The 15,887-nt window shown below is 54.1% G+C and carries 14 protein-coding genes and 4 pseudogenes; 10 read left to right on the forward strand and 8 right to left on the reverse strand.

Translation table 11 applies throughout. The features are described 5' to 3' along the window. Positions 1-303: 303 nt before the first annotated feature. Entirely contained in the window at positions 304-504 is a 201-nt protein-coding gene (locus ACZ522_RS20295) for a hypothetical protein (protein ID WP_379692213.1), read from the reverse strand. Positions 505-1,025: 521 nt separating this feature from the next. Here ACZ522_RS20295 and ACZ522_RS20300 point away from each other — a divergent pair. Continuing rightward, complete coding sequence (locus tag ACZ522_RS20300) at positions 1,026-1,658, forward strand: hypothetical protein (protein ID WP_379692214.1); 633 nt, start codon at positions 1,026-1,028, stop codon at positions 1,656-1,658. A 299-nt stretch (positions 1,659-1,957) separates the two neighbouring features. Continuing rightward, complete coding sequence (locus ACZ522_RS20305; protein ID WP_464391838.1) at positions 1,958-2,176, forward strand: HVO_A0114 family putative DNA-binding protein; 219 nt, start codon at positions 1,958-1,960, stop codon at positions 2,174-2,176. 83 nt (positions 2,177-2,259) lie between these two features. Here ACZ522_RS20305 and ACZ522_RS20310 read toward each other — a convergent pair whose 3' ends face one another. Together ACZ522_RS20310 and ACZ522_RS20315 are read right to left on the reverse strand one after the other, a co-directional pair. Continuing rightward, positions 2,260-3,288, reverse strand: a complete 1,029-nt coding sequence (locus tag ACZ522_RS20310; protein ID WP_379692216.1) for a potassium channel family protein — start codon at positions 3,286-3,288, stop codon at positions 2,260-2,262. A gap of 265 nt (positions 3,289-3,553) precedes the next feature. Next, positions 3,554-3,945: pseudogene (locus tag ACZ522_RS20315) on the reverse strand (hypothetical protein); the annotation flags it as partial. 128 nt (positions 3,946-4,073) lie between these two features. Between ACZ522_RS20315 and ACZ522_RS20320 the strand changes: the two are divergent. Further along, complete coding sequence (locus ACZ522_RS20320) at positions 4,074-4,487, forward strand: PadR family transcriptional regulator (RefSeq protein ID WP_379692218.1); 414 nt, start codon at positions 4,074-4,076, stop codon at positions 4,485-4,487. Between the two features lie 190 nt (positions 4,488-4,677). Further along, entirely contained in the window at positions 4,678-5,001 is a 324-nt protein-coding gene (locus ACZ522_RS20325; protein WP_379692219.1) for a DUF6788 family protein, read from the forward strand. 265 nt (positions 5,002-5,266) lie between these two features. Here the strand turns inward: ACZ522_RS20325 and ACZ522_RS20330 are convergent, their stop codons facing one another. Continuing rightward, complete coding sequence (locus ACZ522_RS20330; protein ID WP_379692220.1) at positions 5,267-6,523, reverse strand: orc1/cdc6 family replication initiation protein; 1,257 nt, start codon at positions 6,521-6,523, stop codon at positions 5,267-5,269. 911 nt (positions 6,524-7,434) lie between these two features. Beyond that, positions 7,435-8,322: a DUF8172 family protein gene (locus ACZ522_RS20335; RefSeq protein ID WP_379692222.1), complete on the reverse strand. Its 888-nt coding sequence runs from the start codon at positions 8,320-8,322 to the stop codon at positions 7,435-7,437. A gap of 451 nt (positions 8,323-8,773) precedes the next feature. Between ACZ522_RS20335 and ACZ522_RS20340 the strand changes: the two genes are divergently transcribed. From ACZ522_RS20340 to ACZ522_RS20355, 4 genes and pseudogenes are all read left to right on the forward strand, one after another. Beyond that, a complete protein-coding gene (locus ACZ522_RS20340) occupies positions 8,774-9,592 on the forward strand; it encodes a ParA family protein (RefSeq protein WP_379692223.1) in 819 nt (272 codons plus the stop codon). After that, positions 9,589-10,005: a hypothetical protein gene (locus ACZ522_RS20345; RefSeq protein WP_379692224.1), complete on the forward strand. Its 417-nt coding sequence runs from the start codon at positions 9,589-9,591 to the stop codon at positions 10,003-10,005. Before ACZ522_RS20340 ends, ACZ522_RS20345 begins: the two co-directional genes overlap by 4 nt. A 349-nt stretch (positions 10,006-10,354) precedes the next feature. Beyond that, positions 10,355-10,936, forward strand: a pseudogene (locus tag ACZ522_RS20350) (DUF7342 family protein). A gap of 3 nt (positions 10,937-10,939) precedes the next feature. Further along, a pseudogene (locus tag ACZ522_RS20355) lies at positions 10,940-11,318 on the forward strand (hypothetical protein); the annotation flags it as partial. A 141-nt stretch (positions 11,319-11,459) separates the two neighbouring features. On the opposite strand, the gene ACZ522_RS20360 reads toward ACZ522_RS20355, so the two are convergent. The 3 genes from ACZ522_RS20360 to ACZ522_RS20370 all read right to left on the reverse strand — a co-directional run bounded on the left by ACZ522_RS20360 (position 11,460) and on the right by ACZ522_RS20370 (position 13,162). Continuing rightward, positions 11,460-11,606, reverse strand: coding sequence for a helix-turn-helix transcriptional regulator (locus tag ACZ522_RS20360; RefSeq protein ID WP_379692323.1), 147 nt, complete (start codon positions 11,604-11,606; stop codon positions 11,460-11,462). A 30-nt stretch (positions 11,607-11,636) separates the two neighbouring features. Then, positions 11,637-11,933 carry a hypothetical protein gene (locus tag ACZ522_RS20365; protein WP_379692226.1) on the reverse strand — a complete coding sequence of 99 codons (297 nt, stop codon included), beginning with the start codon at positions 11,931-11,933 and terminating at the stop codon, positions 11,637-11,639. A 392-nt stretch (positions 11,934-12,325) separates the two neighbouring features. Next, entirely contained in the window at positions 12,326-13,162 is an 837-nt protein-coding gene (locus ACZ522_RS20370; RefSeq protein ID WP_379692227.1) for a hypothetical protein, read from the reverse strand. A 209-nt stretch (positions 13,163-13,371) separates the two neighbouring features. Between ACZ522_RS20370 and ACZ522_RS20375 the strand changes: the two genes are divergently transcribed. Beyond that, positions 13,372-14,181 (forward strand): DUF8054 domain-containing protein, encoded by an 810-nt coding sequence (locus ACZ522_RS20375; RefSeq protein WP_464391835.1) that lies wholly within the window; start codon positions 13,372-13,374, stop codon positions 14,179-14,181. A gap of 763 nt (positions 14,182-14,944) precedes the next feature. Continuing rightward, a pseudogene (locus ACZ522_RS20380) lies at positions 14,945-15,598 on the forward strand (hypothetical protein); the annotation flags it as partial. Positions 15,599-15,887 lie beyond the last annotated feature (289 nt).

The following is a 15,887-nucleotide window of genomic DNA, read 5'->3' on the forward strand; positions in this document are numbered from 1 at the left end:
TTGGTCGATTTGGTCCAATCTGTGAGAGGGGAGGGACGTGCGAGCGGACGTCCGCGATTCGCGGAATGTATCTCACACACTCCCCCCTCCTCAGAGAATCGACCAAATCGGCCAAATATTCTTTTACTTCTCCGCTGTGTGGCGATTTCGATTTGGTCGAACCCGACCAAACGGGACCAAATCGACCAACTACTCGACCAAATCCCTCCCTCTTCCGTGGGGATTCATGACTGTCTATCATATTTGACATACTCGCCGCCGAGATACCGCTAAGGTGAGGCCGCTCCTCTCGTGCAAGTGTGCTCACGAGGAACACCCCTGGTAGTGCTTCCGGTGATATCTACAGAGTGTCTGACCTTCGCGCCCGTCTATGGAATAGACGGGCTTGAGTTCCGTCGTTGGCTGACAGTCACGAACACCGCACGTCTCGACGCCCTTCTCGCCGTCGCCGCCGTCGTTGTTTTCGTCGTTTTTCTCGTCGCGTTCAAAGATCGCTTGTTTCATATCGGGGATCTAGCCCCACTTTCGCGGAGGAAAACGGCAGACGGGAAGGAGTAGACGAAGGGTAAACGCCAAGATATATCCCCATGCAGCGCATAGGTATACCAGACGTACTATCATCGTCTACGCGGGGGTGAACCCACACCTTCGCGCGTCCGCAGCCGGTTGGTGACCGGCATCGTTGCGGTCTTCGCACGCCGGCCGGGGGAACTCTTGGCAGGGTGTCCCCGGCGGCGTGTGTGCCTATCCTCCGTAGCCGTGCCCCTACAACCCAGTCCGCGGAGTTAAGCCTCGCGTCGCGCGGCCGCGTCGGGATCGTACTGCTCGGCCATTTTCCTGAGCAACGAGTCCCACGTCTCGCCTCCTCGAAGAAGGGGACGGAGAATGTCGTCGCGGGTTTCCGAGCGAAGCGGAAGGCGTGTCCGATCGGTTTGAGGTGGTTTTCGTGCCATCCGTTACCTCTCCGTATCACAGCGGTAACCTTAAACCCTTCGCATGAAATGATTCACCGTATCAGATCCTATATGGTAGAGAATCAATCATATCTCGACGACCCCCCGGCGGCGATACTCACCACCGCACAGCGAGAGTATCTGACAGGAGAGCGCGAGGTCGAAGGTGCAACCGAACGGATGCTTCGGGGACGAATTCGTGACCGTCTACAGGTTAGCATATTCGACCTCGCGGTGATCGTGAACGAAATGTCCCTCGACGACCTCGACGAAGCACTCAGCGAACCCGACGGGTATGAGTCAAACTCGGGGACAACGCCGCCGCTCAACGCGCGGATGTATAGCCTGGCGACGTTGCTCTATCTGTACCACCGCGAGGGCGAGGTGGCGGGGGAGGGGCAGTCCGACGGGTGGCTCACCGCCCTCGACATCGAGGAGGGAATTAGGCGCGCACTGACGCGCATGGGCGTGTCGTACAACGACGTCAACGTTTCAATTGACGTCGACCGCGCCGAGGATTTGGAGACGCTAGCCGACCGTGAGGATTTGGCGTCACTCTCCCGCGAACAGTTGACCCAGTTGCTCACCGCGGGGCTGATATCGGGCGATGAGCACGCGGAGGCGTGGATGGAAAAGCGGAGTCGCGAACACGCCGAGGACGGGGGTGGGGAGGATGCGTCGCATCCTCCCGACGACGGTGAGTGACCGTCTCTTAACCAACGGGGTTAACCAACGCTCCCCAGAGAGAGCGGCGTCCCGTCAGGTGCTATGGGGTTGATGCCAGATCCCCCACTGCATGGGGTTGTCCGGTTCACCCTGCAAAAATACCCCATGGAGGAACAATACGCGTAGTTGATACGCAGCCGATCTGTCAGAAATGACGAGGTAATATACGTCGGCGTTTTGCCGGATTTTTTTCTCCAACGACACCACAGCATGAAGTGAACAACCGCCCGAATGCGGTGAATTTCGGCACTTCTCGCTCACACAGATAGGATTTTGAGATTGTCTCCGAACGCCCTGAGAGTATCCGGCAAGCAGCGGCCACCGTCGACCGCGACTATCGTGATGTGCACCGAAATCTCGAAGAACTTGAAATGTTGGGCGTCGTTGAGTTCGAAGAGCATGGCCAACGCAAGAAACCCGTCCTCCGTCGGGTGGATCTCAACGTCCCCTCGCTCCCCGGCGTTTCTCTTCCCGAAACATCGAATCCAACAACATGATGGCTAATGACTGTACCTGCCAGAATTCACGGATAAACGGCACACAGCTAGCCAACGGAACAATCGCCGAGGAATCGTGTCGCTTACTGCTGTTGCTCTGACGGCCATTGCCACTCCTGATTTTCGACCACACCCAGCAGTTCCCGGCGTCGTTCCGACAAGCTCTCTAACTCCTCGTCGAATTCCTCGTCGGGAACAAGTGGGATATACGCGTCACGGAGGCGATCAAGGTCTGGTCGTGGCGGCGTCTGATCGGCGGGCGGACTCATGGCCGTCTGCACGTAGTCTTGGACACTCGACTGCGCCGTTTCGAGGACGGGTTCATTCGGGCGTTGTTCGGAGTCGATGCCGGAATGGAGGATGGTTACTGCGTCGCTGAAGACGGCAACTGCCACCGGTGCCGCACGTTGTGCTCGTTTGCTACGGTAGTAATGGAGGACTGGATACGCCTTGTGCTGGGCAGCGAGGGTACTCAGACTCGACGCAAACGACTCTATCGGGAGGTCGTGTTGCTGGAGGTGGTCGCCGTTCCACCCTGTCCGGACGAACGCCTCGCTCGTCTCGCCCACCCCGAGAACGCTACTCGCGAACGATTGCTTGTTGACGACGCCTCGCAGGACGGAGATGACGTACGTCACGACCAGCGTGATCAAAATCATCCCACTCGCGTTCGTAAGTGCAGTAACTGTCCGCCAGACTGGATTCGTCGGGCTGAAGTCGCCGTTCCCCATCGTGAACAGGGTGTACGCGACGAAATACCCCCGTCCAACCCACTTTACGGGACTCGGGCCGCGTGTGTAATTGAGCGCGGTCGCATCACTTGCGAAGAGGAACGTCCACCCCGCCCAGAGCAGGACGATCCACATCCCGAGTGTGAGCGAGAGGACGAGCGGGCCGGACAGGGTGAGCACTCGGGACTTCCCATTGTCTACCGTCCTGAGTCCGCGCCACGTCCACCTCATCAGCGGTGAAGTAAGTGGGCCTGCACCGCCGTTCGTCCACAGTATCGTCCAAAGGAGATCCGTTATTACGACTGTGAGAAGACTGATGCCAACCAGCAAGTAGAGGAGTCGTACGCCCTCTACTGCCTGCAACGGAACGAGCGATTCCAAACTTACGTGGATCCCTGCAACCGAACTGGGCGGGACAAACGTACCGATCAACACGTGGATGATTCCACGGCCCAGAGGGCGTTAAGAGTACTTGCCTCATTTACGTCCCTTCCGGTTGTACGGTACCGACGGGCGGCACTCACCCTGCGTCAGCACGAACGCGCCGTGTATATGCTCAGTATCGTCTCTCTCGTCCATATTCACCAGGATGAAGTACGAGGTACATATGTTCAGGGGATGTTGAACTCATGAGCGACTGGACGGGGAAGTATTCAGTCGTGCCAACGAGCAGTCCCTGTTCGACGAGGAAGTCGTTCAGTTCCTTCTCGGCGACACCAACGAGAGACGTTACGAGATCAGCGATCAGGCAGAACTTCTGGATGCTGTTGTCCCACTCACCTCAGATATCGACCATCCGGAAGGCGTACGCGTCAGTGCGTGGTTGAGACGATCCACGACGAGGTTCAACCTCCGGATCGGTTCGCGGTCATAGTTCCCGAGAACGAAGTACGACCGGTCGTTCTCGTAGACAGGCGTCAACTCACTGAGGGCGTGGAGGATTTCTTCGTTGTCCGCCAGCGAGATATCCTCCTCGTCGAGTTTCTCCTTCGCACTTGTGAGGATCTCCGCAGGGATAGGCGACTCCTCGTCGGGCATGGACAGTTCTTCTCTCGAATAGGAGATAGGGTTTATGAAGTAATTTACCCGTTCATGCGAACGGAGTTTACTCCAGAGTAGTTTACTCAAGGGTAAACTACATGCCGTCAGGGTGCGAACTGTATCGTATGAGTTCTGACTTGGGGACTACGGAAGAGACGGAAACGCGCGAGCTCGTCCACTTCGTCACCCAGCAGACGCGGTTCGCGCTCATCAGCAATATCCTTCAGCACCCCAAGCAGTTGCCCTCGATGTATGAGCTCGAGGAGCTCAACCCGAGCGTCAGCGATGCCACCGTCTACAAGCACATCCAAAAGCTGATCGACGCCGGCATTGTCAGGGAAGTCGCACTCGACGACGACCGGCGCCGACAGGGCTATCCCTGGAAGTTCTACGGCCTCACTGAGAAAGGACGGATATTCCTCGAGGAACACAATCTGTTCGCCGCTGAGGAGACGCTTCAACAGATCTACGAAACCATCTCCGACAAGCCCGAGAAGATGGTCAAGTACGAGAACGCGCCCCGTCCTGAAGAGCAGTAGTCTTCCGCTGGTAGCGGGCGAGAATCATACTCTGTGGCTGGTGGATTTTCCCGTTAAGAAGTTGTAAAGCCGATCTGAGAGTACTACAGACGAGATCCCGATACACGGGCTCAAAATGATCAAATTAGCATCGTCTTAACCAACAAAAGAATGAATCGTCGTTCCGTGTTGGTTAACACGAGAATTCCCAATGTCTTACGAACCACCGAGCCCATCGACGGACCTTCCGACAGAGGTAGTAAACACCCTCAACGGGTTTCCACCGGAACGCCTCCGGGACGTTGCCCGCTATGCCGAGGCGTTGGCCGAACACAAGGAGCGTGAGGCTCATCTCGAGGCGGAGTCGGACGAGAGCGACATCAAGGAACGTCCTGACGATCTTCCGGACGACGTCCCAGCAAAGGCGACGATCACGATCAAAGAAATCAACGATAATCGCTATTACTACTGGCAGTGGAGAGAGGGAGACAAAATTAAGTCTAAATACAAAGGACCAGTCACCCCCGATGAGTAGTCCGTTCGAAGATTACCGCAATTTTCGCAGATACGATTTCTCAGAGGTGTTGTCAGACACTCCACTATTGCCAGTAAAATCGGGAGACGAAGCTCCGTTGAAAGAAACTGGCAACGACGGCTCTGGTGTTACCCAATCGGGTTAACTAGAAGAGAGGTTACTGGCAATACCGGAGAGGGTACTGGAGAAACTGGCACCGTCGGTTGGCGTTTTACTGGCAAAGGTGGAGAGGGTATTGGCACTACTGGTTTCGATGGTACCCCTCTCAATCCAGAACTTGATGCCTCTTTGCGGTTTCACGGATCTCAGTAAGATCTCCAAATTCACTCTCGAGCGCATCCAACGCAGATGAGAGCGAAACATCTAGCTCGTACTCGTTGTAGTTACCACGTCCACCAGTCGAATCGACGAGCCGTAAGATACCGTGTAAGCTCAGATCCGATAGGTGGTCATGAACTCGACGCCGTTTTAGCGGGTCAGTCCCATGATTCCGTAGTATCTTCTGATACCGTTGATAGATTAACTTCGTGCGTTCAGGAGTTTCGCCTTCAGCAGCTAGCTGACACACCGTCAGTAGTACGTATTGACCTTGACGGGTCAACGAATGCATTCCTTCGACAACCTGCTGGCGCTGAATTTGATGCTCAGCTTCCCGGACGTGTTCCTCCGTGATCTTCGCCTCGCCACCGGCCATTGCCTCGTTTTCAGCGATGTCAGCAGCTTTCCGTAATAGACGGAGTGCCTGCCGAGCAGACCCTGAGTCCTGTGCCGAGAACGCCGCACATAGCGGGATTACATCTGACTCAAGAACATCGCTGTGAAGTGCGATATCAGCACGTTGTCGAAGAATGTTTCGCAGTTCATTCGCATCATAGGGAGGAAAGAGAATCTCCTCTTCACAAAGCGTATCTTTCACCTTCGGAGACAGATTTTCTCGGAACTTGAAATCGTTCGAGATGCCGATAACACCGATTTTCACATCGAGATCCAGCTGAGACCGTGCTCGCGGGAGTTCATATAGGATATCGTCATCTGAGCCGATATTATCGATTTCGTCGAGGACAACGAGAATCGTCCCTCCAATCGACTCGAGGTCGTTGTAGAGTTCGTTGAAAATGCGTTTCTGTTGGTAACCAGTCTCGCTCATCGGTTCCCGTGAGGATGAGACAGTAGTGAGAGGGTGTGACGGTGAACGAATCTCGTTTACGAGATTGACCGCTACCTGATAAGAAGTAGTGCAGCCAGTACAGTTGAGTTCGATAACGTTGAGATCAACGTCATCGTACTCTTCGGCGGATTTCTGCAGTTCCTCGAGAAGATCGTGCGTAGCAGCGGTCTTCCCGACGCCGGTAACGCCATAGAGAAAGACATTGTTCGGTTGCCAGCCCTGAATGACGGGACGGAGAGCCGCCGCATATTCGTCGAGTTCTTCGTCCCGCTCTTCGAGTGTCTCTGGTTGGTAATCATCCCGGAGGACGTCTTTGTCCTGGAGGATGAACGATTCTCGATTGAATCGGCCCATACTCGGACTCAAGACGAAGAACCGCTATAAAACCACGGGTTCCAGTATCACCACTAACCCACCACTAGAACCAGTTCTGCCAGTATTGCGTCTGCTTATAGAACACACACACTCCACTATTGCCAGTAAACCTTCGTAACAACTGGAGGGGGTCAACGACCTCCTCTCTAGATAGCGACACTCTTAATACAATATACATTCAACCAGACCCGCACTAGCGAAAATTCAGCCAGCTGTAGTAGGTCTAAATAACAGTAACTAGACTAGAGGCGTGATAGTTTCTGCCCTCCCGTTCATTCTCTCCTCGTTACTGGCAATAGTGGAGTGAGAGAGGTACTTAAACAGCGATATTATTGGCAATACTGGCAACACCGGTCGCCTTCTCTCTGCTATCATAGTTGCCTTCCCGGTATTCCAGTCGAAATCCACCATTAACAGTCAAGGGCTCTTTGACATCCTCCCCACCGTGAACAGTGGATTCCTCCGTGGAGCGTCGGGCCATTCCGTCTGCCCCGAAGGCAGCTTCCTCTCCCCGCGTGGAGAGTACGTTGTTCACATACTCAGGTGGAAGTGCCGGCAGTCGGGAAGACGACCGGTTCTGGAGCGAGAAAGTTCTCTGTATCAATTTGCTCGGCAGTCCCGAGTACCGCAACGCCGATGGGCTGGGGCTAGCAGGCGACTACGAATTCGAATACGACCCAAAGCAGGGCCATCTCTCCGAGTTTCTCTGATTCTTCGATCCGCTGTCGAGCCGGACTGGCTAGTACAGCACTAGGTTTATACTGCTCGGAGCACTTCCTTCATGTATGAGCCTCGAAGAGACGGTCGACTACCTCGCTGAGGAACTTGACCTCGAGCGAAGTGACCACGTCCGAGAGGTCGGTCAGTCGGTCGCAGAGCTTCGCGACTGATCAAAATAGGTCTCTGAAATCCCGTTCGATGTGCCCAGATTCCAGATAGTCGATGAACTCCTGCTTTGTCGGCCCCGCTTTCTTGAGGAGATCGTTTCGCTCTGCGCGCTCCAAGACTGCACGAGCAAACTCCGTACAGTGGCCTTCGTGCCGAGTGGCGTACGTCGATAGTGCGTCACGCCAGTGCATATCCAGCTCGAACTCGTCTAACTGAATCTGAATCCCGTCTTTTCGCTCCACAAGGTCGACGCCAAGCTCTTGCAGTTGCTTGAATCGAATGTTGTTCCGGCGAACAGTGATGAGGCGCTTCGAGTCGACGATATAGGGATCAACCCACTCCTGCCAGGTTTCATCATCGAGGTGAGTGCGAGGCATTTCGAAATCTGGCTCTACACTCTCGATACAGAACTGCAGCATTGCAATCCCCGTTCGATGATTCGCATTCGGCAGCGAATGTCGGAGAATGAGATTCGACATCACCTCGCCGGCGACCTGTGGAAGTGGTGTTCCCCACGAGACGTGGTCGAGTACCTGCCGAATCTTTTGTGGTTCAAATTCCTTGTAGAGGCGGAACTCTTCTTTTTCTCCCACGTCTACAGCTGCTTCGAGCAATTCCACTAATCGAAACGCGACGACTTGCCCCTCACGGGGGAGCTCGGCGATTCGGTCGCTGAGCCACTTCTGGTTGAAGTCAATCTCGTTTGCGTCTTTGATCTCCGTGTCGCTCTCATAGAGGGCGTAGACGGGGGTATCAAACGGATAGCCGATGAGCTTCGTCGCGTTGTCCGAATCCTTACGACGGGAAAGGATCTCAGATTGAGAAGCCGAGCTATACTTTAGCGAGAAGTTCTCGGCTTGGGGATGGTGATAGTAGACGAGACGGGTCATCTGTGCAGAAGGGTTGGTGATACGTGCTTAAATCAACTCGGCGTTCGTGCTATCTGGGGCCCTGGCACTGCTTTGTCTTGGTATTACAGGTATCTGGGAAATTGAGGGATGCTTCGATGTGGAATTACTGAAAGGTCAGCCAGCATCCTGGAAACGATGAGAACGAACAAAACGAACGGAACGAATAGGATGAGCCGAACGAGAGTGATGAACGGAATTCCACTAACGAACTGGTTTGCGCACGGTCGAATCCATAGACTCGTTGATTGAAACGAAGGAAACGAACGTAACGAAGGCAGTGATGATAACGATTGAGTTATCTTCAACGAGCGGAACGAACAGTTGGTTTTAACATCGTAGTAATCCTCTCACCGAGTGAAACAACCTCACTGAACGAACGAACAGAACGAGCAAAACGAACGAAACGAATTAATTGAGAGGAACGAAGGATATGACCGACACAGACACCACACGAATCACCGTGGCGAATCAGAAGGGAGGCGCGGGGAAGACGACCGACGTCATTCACACCGGCGGGGCGCTTGCCGCCCGGGACCACGACGTCCTCCTGGTCGACATCGACTATCACGGAGGACTCACCTGTTCGCTCGGCTACAACGATCTATACTACGACACCGACCGCACAACGCTATTCGACGTCCTCGATTTCGATCAGATGGAGTCGGTGAACGACATTATCGTCGAGCACGAGGAGTTCGACATCCTCCCCGCGAGTGAGAAGCTCGCGAACAACAAGAACATCCAGACGCTCCTGGAAGCGCCAAAGAGCAGGGAACGGCTGGGGATGACACTCGACGAACTCGACAAGGACTATGACTACATCATCGTGGACACACCGCCTTCCCTGAACGTCCTCACTGATAACGCCCTCGTCGCGACCGGCAACGTCGTCATCCCCGTCATCCCCGAGAAACTCAACGCAAACAGCCTCCAGATTTTCGCGAAGCAGCTAGGCTCACTCGAACAGGCGTACGGTGACATCAACCGTCTCGCAATTGTCTGCAATCGTGTTGAGCAGAACGCGGAGCACCGCAAGACTATCGAGGAGATCAACTCGGCGTATTCGCTCCCTGTCTTCGAAATCCCGAAGCGGACTGACCTCTCCCAGTCCATCGGTGAAGGCGTGTCCGTCTTCGGCTTTGGTAAGGAGAATAAGCGCGTGGAGGATGCTCGCGAGTTGTTCAACGAGATTGCCGACCTGTTCGACGAGACGTTTGAGAAGCCCGCTCCTCAGGAGGTAGAAGCATGACCGACGGCTGGGGAGATGCCTCCGGCATCGAGGGTAACTACGAAGATGAGGACGATGAGGGCGATTCCAGCGAAGTGAGTGAGGTGAACGAACCGGAGGAACCCCGTTCGTCGACTGAAACGCCTGAATCGAACGCAACGATTGAAACGAACGGAACGAACGAAACGAACAAAACGAAGACGAATATCAAGGACGAATGGAACGGGCGGACTATCTACATTCCGGACGACATCCTCGGTGATATGGAGGATACGTACCTCGAGTCCCAGTTGAAACTCCGAAAAGCCGGTCGGGACGAGTTCAAGAAGAACCGCCATTTCTACCCGCTCCTTGTGCAGTTTGGGCTTGAGGCGCTCTCCGAGGCGGATGCTGATGAAATCCGGACACGGCTTTCCAAACTCGGCGACGAATAGCAGCGGTGAGCGCCGGAATTACAGTTTGGCTCGATTTTGGTGCCGAGGGTAATTCTCTGGTGGAGTCCCGGCCGAGAATTTATATAGCGGAATACAATATGCGGATACTCTACTGTACGATACTCGGCCATATGAGATTCTACACATAGAAATTCAATGATATCTCTGGTTTTGGAAGTGATCCGGATTCTGCCTGTAATCACGATCACGTCCACGCTCCCTGACACCGTCGAGTAAGCACGAATGCTGCAACCACTTCACGACGCTACTTCACTCGATTCCGAGTATACGCTAGTTCTCCTCAGCTGAGGTCGGGCGATAGCAAAGGACCAAGCTCGATATAGGACTAATGACATCAATCTATATTGAGACAAAGCACGAACTGTGTAGTATGACCGAAGACGAATCGAATTCCGGGGACCTGATGGAACGCCAGACCACGGGCGAAGACCGCGTGCGGATGACCGCCCGGCAGCTATCGGAGCCGCGGACGGCCAACTGGATCGCCTCCGAAGCGGGCTAGTCACACGAGCCGACCAAGCGCGTCCTCGAACGCCTCGTCGACGATGGCATCCTCCATCGTGACGAAAGCGGGACTCACACGACGTATTACCCTGATTACCGCCGCCAAGCGATCCAAGAAGCGATACAACTTCGAGACAGCGGGCATACTGTCGAGGAGCTTACAGGCCGTCTCGCCGATATGAAGACGCAGATCCGCGACTGGGAGGATGAATTCGATGTCGAATCACCGAACCAGCTTCGCGGGACGCTCGCTGACGAGTCCCTCGACGCTGACGAGGAAGACCGTCGCCGTGAGATTGCCCGCGAGTGGGAGCACCTTCAGCGGCGTATCCAGATCGTTGGCTTCGCCATCCGCGAATGGGACTTCCTCGCTCCGACGACAGAGCCTGCCGAGGCCAGCAGCTAACGGATGTCGGTCCCACATCCAGGTGGTGATCCGAACGCGAACCTCTACGCCCAGCTAAAGCGAGACGTCCTCGACCGTATTCCACAGATCACGGCCGTCGAGCACGTTCCTGACGATATCGAGGCCAGGCAACTGCGAGCGATTTTCGATCCAGCTCGCCTGGATCCCCGACAGGCCCTGATTCGCCGGAACTGACCGTCAAGTGGTATCGACAGGACCCACACGATTGGTTCCGTATCAACTATACCGACCCGAACACGGGCTTTCACGCTGGCTGGCATCAGGACGAGGACCATCCCGATCTTGGACGGGCGCATTTCCAGTACTTGACGCCGATGAGGAGGATCGCTGGGGGATCTCATTCGAACATGAGACCCCCTCCGGCCATGTTGCGGAGCATCTGGACGGGGCGTGAATCGTGGTCGAGTTCCGCGCGGGCGTCTCCCACCACCCGCCGGATGACGCGCGCCGACGACTGCCCCGGTAGGCATCAATTATAATCAAAATTGAATACATCCTTAATCTAGCAGTCAAAGTATGTCGCCAGTTTGAAACCGAGCTCGAGCGACGAGTCGTATCGGTTTCCTTCAATTGCATTGATCGTCTGTCGCGAGACATCAACTTCAGTTGCCAGTTCCTTCTGAGTAAGGCCCCGCTTTGCCCGCCAGATCTTTCAGTGTGTTATCCATAGGTGCTCCAGTCACACCCATCGTTTGAATAGGACCTGACTTGCTCCCTGAAGCAAAAACCCTCCCACACCGAGCAACGCAAACCATCCTTCCGGCAGTCTCACATCGGTGAAGAACTCGATACTCCAAATCGCCCAGATAGTCGACAGGAGGATCCAGAAGACAACCCATCCCGATCGATAGCGGATTTCCATCTGCCGTTCGTCATAATCACCCTCACTAGCGAGTATCCTCTCGAACCAGAGTCGGCCGCTGCTAATGAGAACAGCACCAACGATGGCGAGCACCACAATGAGGTCCGTGGTCACCCGTGACTCAAGTGCTGCTGGGACAAACGTAATCAGGAGGGTGCCGATTCCAAGGATTGCAATTGCACCAACTCGTTGGATAGAATGCACGATATGGGACGTATATAATTTACAATATATTAAGTATTTTCCTTTCGTTAAATGGCCACGACAGAATGATTGTGTTCTGTTGGGATCATTTCAGCGCTCGATCTTACAGTGCCCTGTCAGCAGTGTGGGATCAGGAAATGCGAGATTTTCATAAGAGAGTGTATCTCGCATGCTGAACTCACCAAGTCGATGACCTATGGCACGAGAAATCTGAGATCAATGACAATCCTACATCACTTGTTCGTTGTATTCGGGAGATCATATGAGTAGATGTCCCTACATGCGTTGGCTTACTACTTATATTATTGACAAGCTATGCAAGTCCTTTCAAAGTTCCTGCAACATCTTTCCAATAACCAAACACACCAGGTGCCTACACAAGCTATGAGACAGGGAAGACAGCTCTTAACCGTGCCACAGGCGGAACAGGCCGATAAACAAACGACATTGTAGTTCGTGCATTTTCTATGATGGAGCCAGCCGCTAGAAATAGCAGAGCACCCGGAACAATGCGACATCGTGGTGAAATCAGACTGCGGTTTCGTCAGCTTTCCGTTAGCACTCAATTGTGAAAGCTCAAGACGTGCATCTTCTACTGTTTCACCCTTAATCTTCCAACGGGTTGCTTTTGTTTTTATTCCACCCTCGACCTTACTGAATTCTCTCCACCAAATCGCCTCATTGTCGGTTGCATAGGCCAGCGCAGTCATTTCGTTCCCATTTTCAAGCGTATGCCGCACTCCAGAGACAAAAATGTCGTCTTTGGCGAGATCGTCCACACTGTTCTCTTTTGCGACTTGAGGGGAGTTTCGGGTAATGATCCCCCCACTCGCCGAACTACTATGAGACGCTTCTACTACTGTCCCAGTTTGCACTGTCTCTCGCATCGTCGCGTCCATGATGTTTGCGACATCTTCCTGTTCCGTGACCTTGCGTGCTAGTTGATCCAACTCGTCGACAGGGATCGCTTCTCTACTTTTAGAGGGGGATTGCTCAGGGGGAGCGGCCTGCGCTGTTGAGGGGGAGACACTGCCAGTAATAGCAACCCCTCCCGCTCCGCTGAGAGCCCTGACGAAGCTGCGTCGGTTGATCGAGTCAGTGCCTTCCTCGTTTTCGTCCACTCTGTGTTCTTCGGACATCGCAGTTCGACCTACACTCGTCCGCATATTTACCTTACTGCGTGGGCGATTTCCTCCCCAGTGAGCAACTACCTACTGGTGAGCATCTGCCCAGCCTCTGGATAAGTGTTTACCTAGTAGGTTTCTACTCACCACCTTAGCCAGTGCCCACATAGCGCGCAACTGCTCAGCAGATAAAGTGAAACCTACGACGTCTGTAGTCTACTATAATGTCAGTCATTGATCGCCTTCATCAACCTGAATATACCGGCGAGAATCGCTGTATCCCATGTACTTCCGTCAATATCGCTATCGCGGCAGCAGGCAGTGCTCTGGCTGCCAAACTCACATCACGACGACTTGGCAGTATGGCGTTCATCACCTCTCTCGGAACTATCTACCTTCGTGGCTATCTCGTTCCTGGCACGCCCACGCTCACGAAACGTTACTTCCCTGAGCGCGTCCTCCGATGGTTCGACAAGGATATCACTACGGCGGCGATGACAGACGAGACCGTCGAGATCGACCCTGAGCAGATACTCCTCAACGCTGGTGCGGTCGAACCATGTCGTGAAGGAATCGACCTCTGTCTCACCACGGACTTTCAGGAAGCATGGCGCGAACGCCTCCATACTGCCCGCGCACACGACCTTGGCGAGGACCACCTCATGGGTGCGCTCGGTGTCTCGACTACAGACGACCAAATCACAGTGGAGCAACACGGCGAATCGTTCGTCGCCCATACCGACGATGCTGTCATTGGACAATGGGGTTCACAGGCTGCGGCCGTCGCCGATGTGACCGCTGCGACCGAACTCAGCGAACGCTTCTCCGACTGGCAGAACCTCGCTCCTGCTGAGATCGCGCGCGTACTGATGAGCCTCCGCATCTTCATTGAACAGTGCCCTGACTGCGACGGTCCCGTACAGGTAGAGGAGGAAGTCGTTGAGTCGTGCTGTCGGTCGCATGATGTGGTCGTCTCGGCCTGTCAAGACTGTGATGCTCGTCTATTCGAAATAGAAGGGATGATATCGTCATAGGCGACGATCTGGAGCAGCCGAATCAGTCCGCTCAAGCTATATACCGTGTAAACTGGCAAGAGATTCACTCAGCGTGTAGGTCTCGATGGTCGGGCCTGCGTCGGCGGTGACGCGGGCGACTCGGTTCTGTGATCGGTCGCCGGTTTCGTGGCTGAATGGTGCATGAGTGTGCGAGAAAGGCGTCTTCGATAAAGACCTGATGCGCCGAATCGATTGGAGGACCGAATGCATGTTGCCGCTTTGTTCAATAGACATACTTCAGAATCCCGACACAGAATATATAGTTGATATGGCGTTACAATCCTATTCTTGTAACGATAGAATTCATCAGTGGGAATACTAGGTTCCAGCGCGGTCAGAATATTTTGTCGATATGAGATCTGGATTGACCTAAGCATAGAACTTTAGCTCCGAGATAGTGGACCAAATCTCGGTGGGTGACAATCTACGCCCGTCAGACACCGGAGACGGGACATGATTGACCACTTGACCCAGTTCTCGAAAACCGTCAACCAGTCTCTATTCCAGTGCCGACTACAAGCAGTACCGAGCCACTCGTAGGAGCTTCTTATGCATAATGTGGTCGCATTCGCTGTTTGAGTCACACGGAATATCTATACTGTGTACGGGCTAGGCTGAGGTTCGGAGATTAAGGCGTATGGTTGATGCTGGCACGGTCTCCGAGAGGTTCGGTGGGGAATAAGTCGTAGACGACGGTTGCTCGCGAGTTGGGATGTCCGTGTCAAGGGAAGACACGAAGATGTACGGACCACATGGCGACACGTATCTGAGGACAGTTAAACAGTTCAAGCCAAGAGGGCTGATCAACGCGTTCCACAACGCAACAGAGCAGTTACTCTGGCCGATCCAGAATAAGTCGTCGTTTCGTCGCCCGGTCACCGCAGCGATAGACATCACGACGGTTCGATACTACGGCGACGTCGATGGAATGCCGATGGTAAGCGGGACAATGAACCACGAGGAAAGAGCATTCAAGTTCGCTACACTGTGTGTCGTTGGTCGGAACGTTCCTCTTGTTCTCGCAATCGAGCCAGTTCGAGAGAGTCCACCGTGGGATGACAACCCCGCGGCGTCAGGAAACGGGAGAACGGTGTTCTCGACAAATATGCGAGTGAGCGCGGATGAAGCTGAGGCAGTCTGCTGTCGGTACAGTTCACGGTGGCAGATCGAGAATGGGTATAAGTCGATCAAGAACGATTTCCTCGCGAAGACATCGTCGAAGGATTACCGCGTCCGGCTGTTTTACTTTGTGTTCGCGGTCCTCCTCCACAATATCTGGAGGGTCACTGACTTTCTGCTTAGCGCTGCTGTCACTGGAGAAATGGACTATGCACCAGTGTTGACTGGTGGAGAGTGTGTCGAGATTGTCTCCTCGGGGATTCCACCTCCCAACTGAACAGGATCAATCTCGGGTCGCCCGTTGTGAGTGGTGACACTGTCAACAGTAGCCGTTTCTGCTCCGATTTTCTGGAGATCTGGTGCAGTGCCGAGTGAGTAGTGGATTGTTGCTTACTGTCGCCGCCATAGTTCAGTCTCTTCTCGGAGGAATCGGGCCAGAATCTTTCCATCCTCCGAATCTTCTCTGCGAGGATATTGAAATCCTATATAGCGGTATTTGGTGTATTAGAATCGTGTGACGTGGGAATATGCTGATTTCGTGGGATTGGGGGTCTGTGCTTGGCGTT

The sequence above is a fragment of the Halopelagius fulvigenes genome (assembly GCF_055398025.1).

Excerpts from the sequence above, each read along its gene's own strand:
- ACZ522_RS20320 (WP_379692218.1), top strand. The coding sequence starts at position 4,074 with ATGAGTTCTGACTTGGGGACTACGGAAGAGACGGAAACGCGCGAGCTC.
- ACZ522_RS20295 (WP_379692213.1), bottom strand. The coding sequence starts at position 504 with ATGAAACAAGCGATCTTTGAACGCGACGAGAAAAACGACGAAAACAAC.
- ACZ522_RS20375 (WP_464391835.1), top strand. The coding sequence starts at position 13,372 with ATGTCAGTCATTGATCGCCTTCATCAACCTGAATATACCGGCGAGAAT.
- ACZ522_RS20370 (WP_379692227.1), bottom strand. The coding sequence starts at position 13,162 with ATGTCCGAAGAACACAGAGTGGACGAAAACGAGGAAGGCACTGACTCG.
- ACZ522_RS20330 (WP_379692220.1), bottom strand. The coding sequence starts at position 6,523 with ATGGGCCGATTCAATCGAGAATCGTTCATCCTCCAGGACAAAGACGTC.
- ACZ522_RS20300 (WP_379692214.1), top strand. The coding sequence starts at position 1,026 with ATGGTAGAGAATCAATCATATCTCGACGACCCCCCGGCGGCGATACTC.
- ACZ522_RS20325 (WP_379692219.1), top strand. The coding sequence starts at position 4,678 with ATGTCTTACGAACCACCGAGCCCATCGACGGACCTTCCGACAGAGGTA.
- ACZ522_RS20335 (WP_379692222.1), bottom strand. The coding sequence starts at position 8,322 with ATGACCCGTCTCGTCTACTATCACCATCCCCAAGCCGAGAACTTCTCG.
- ACZ522_RS20340 (WP_379692223.1), top strand. The coding sequence starts at position 8,774 with ATGACCGACACAGACACCACACGAATCACCGTGGCGAATCAGAAGGGA.
- ACZ522_RS20345 (WP_379692224.1), top strand. The coding sequence starts at position 9,589 with ATGACCGACGGCTGGGGAGATGCCTCCGGCATCGAGGGTAACTACGAA.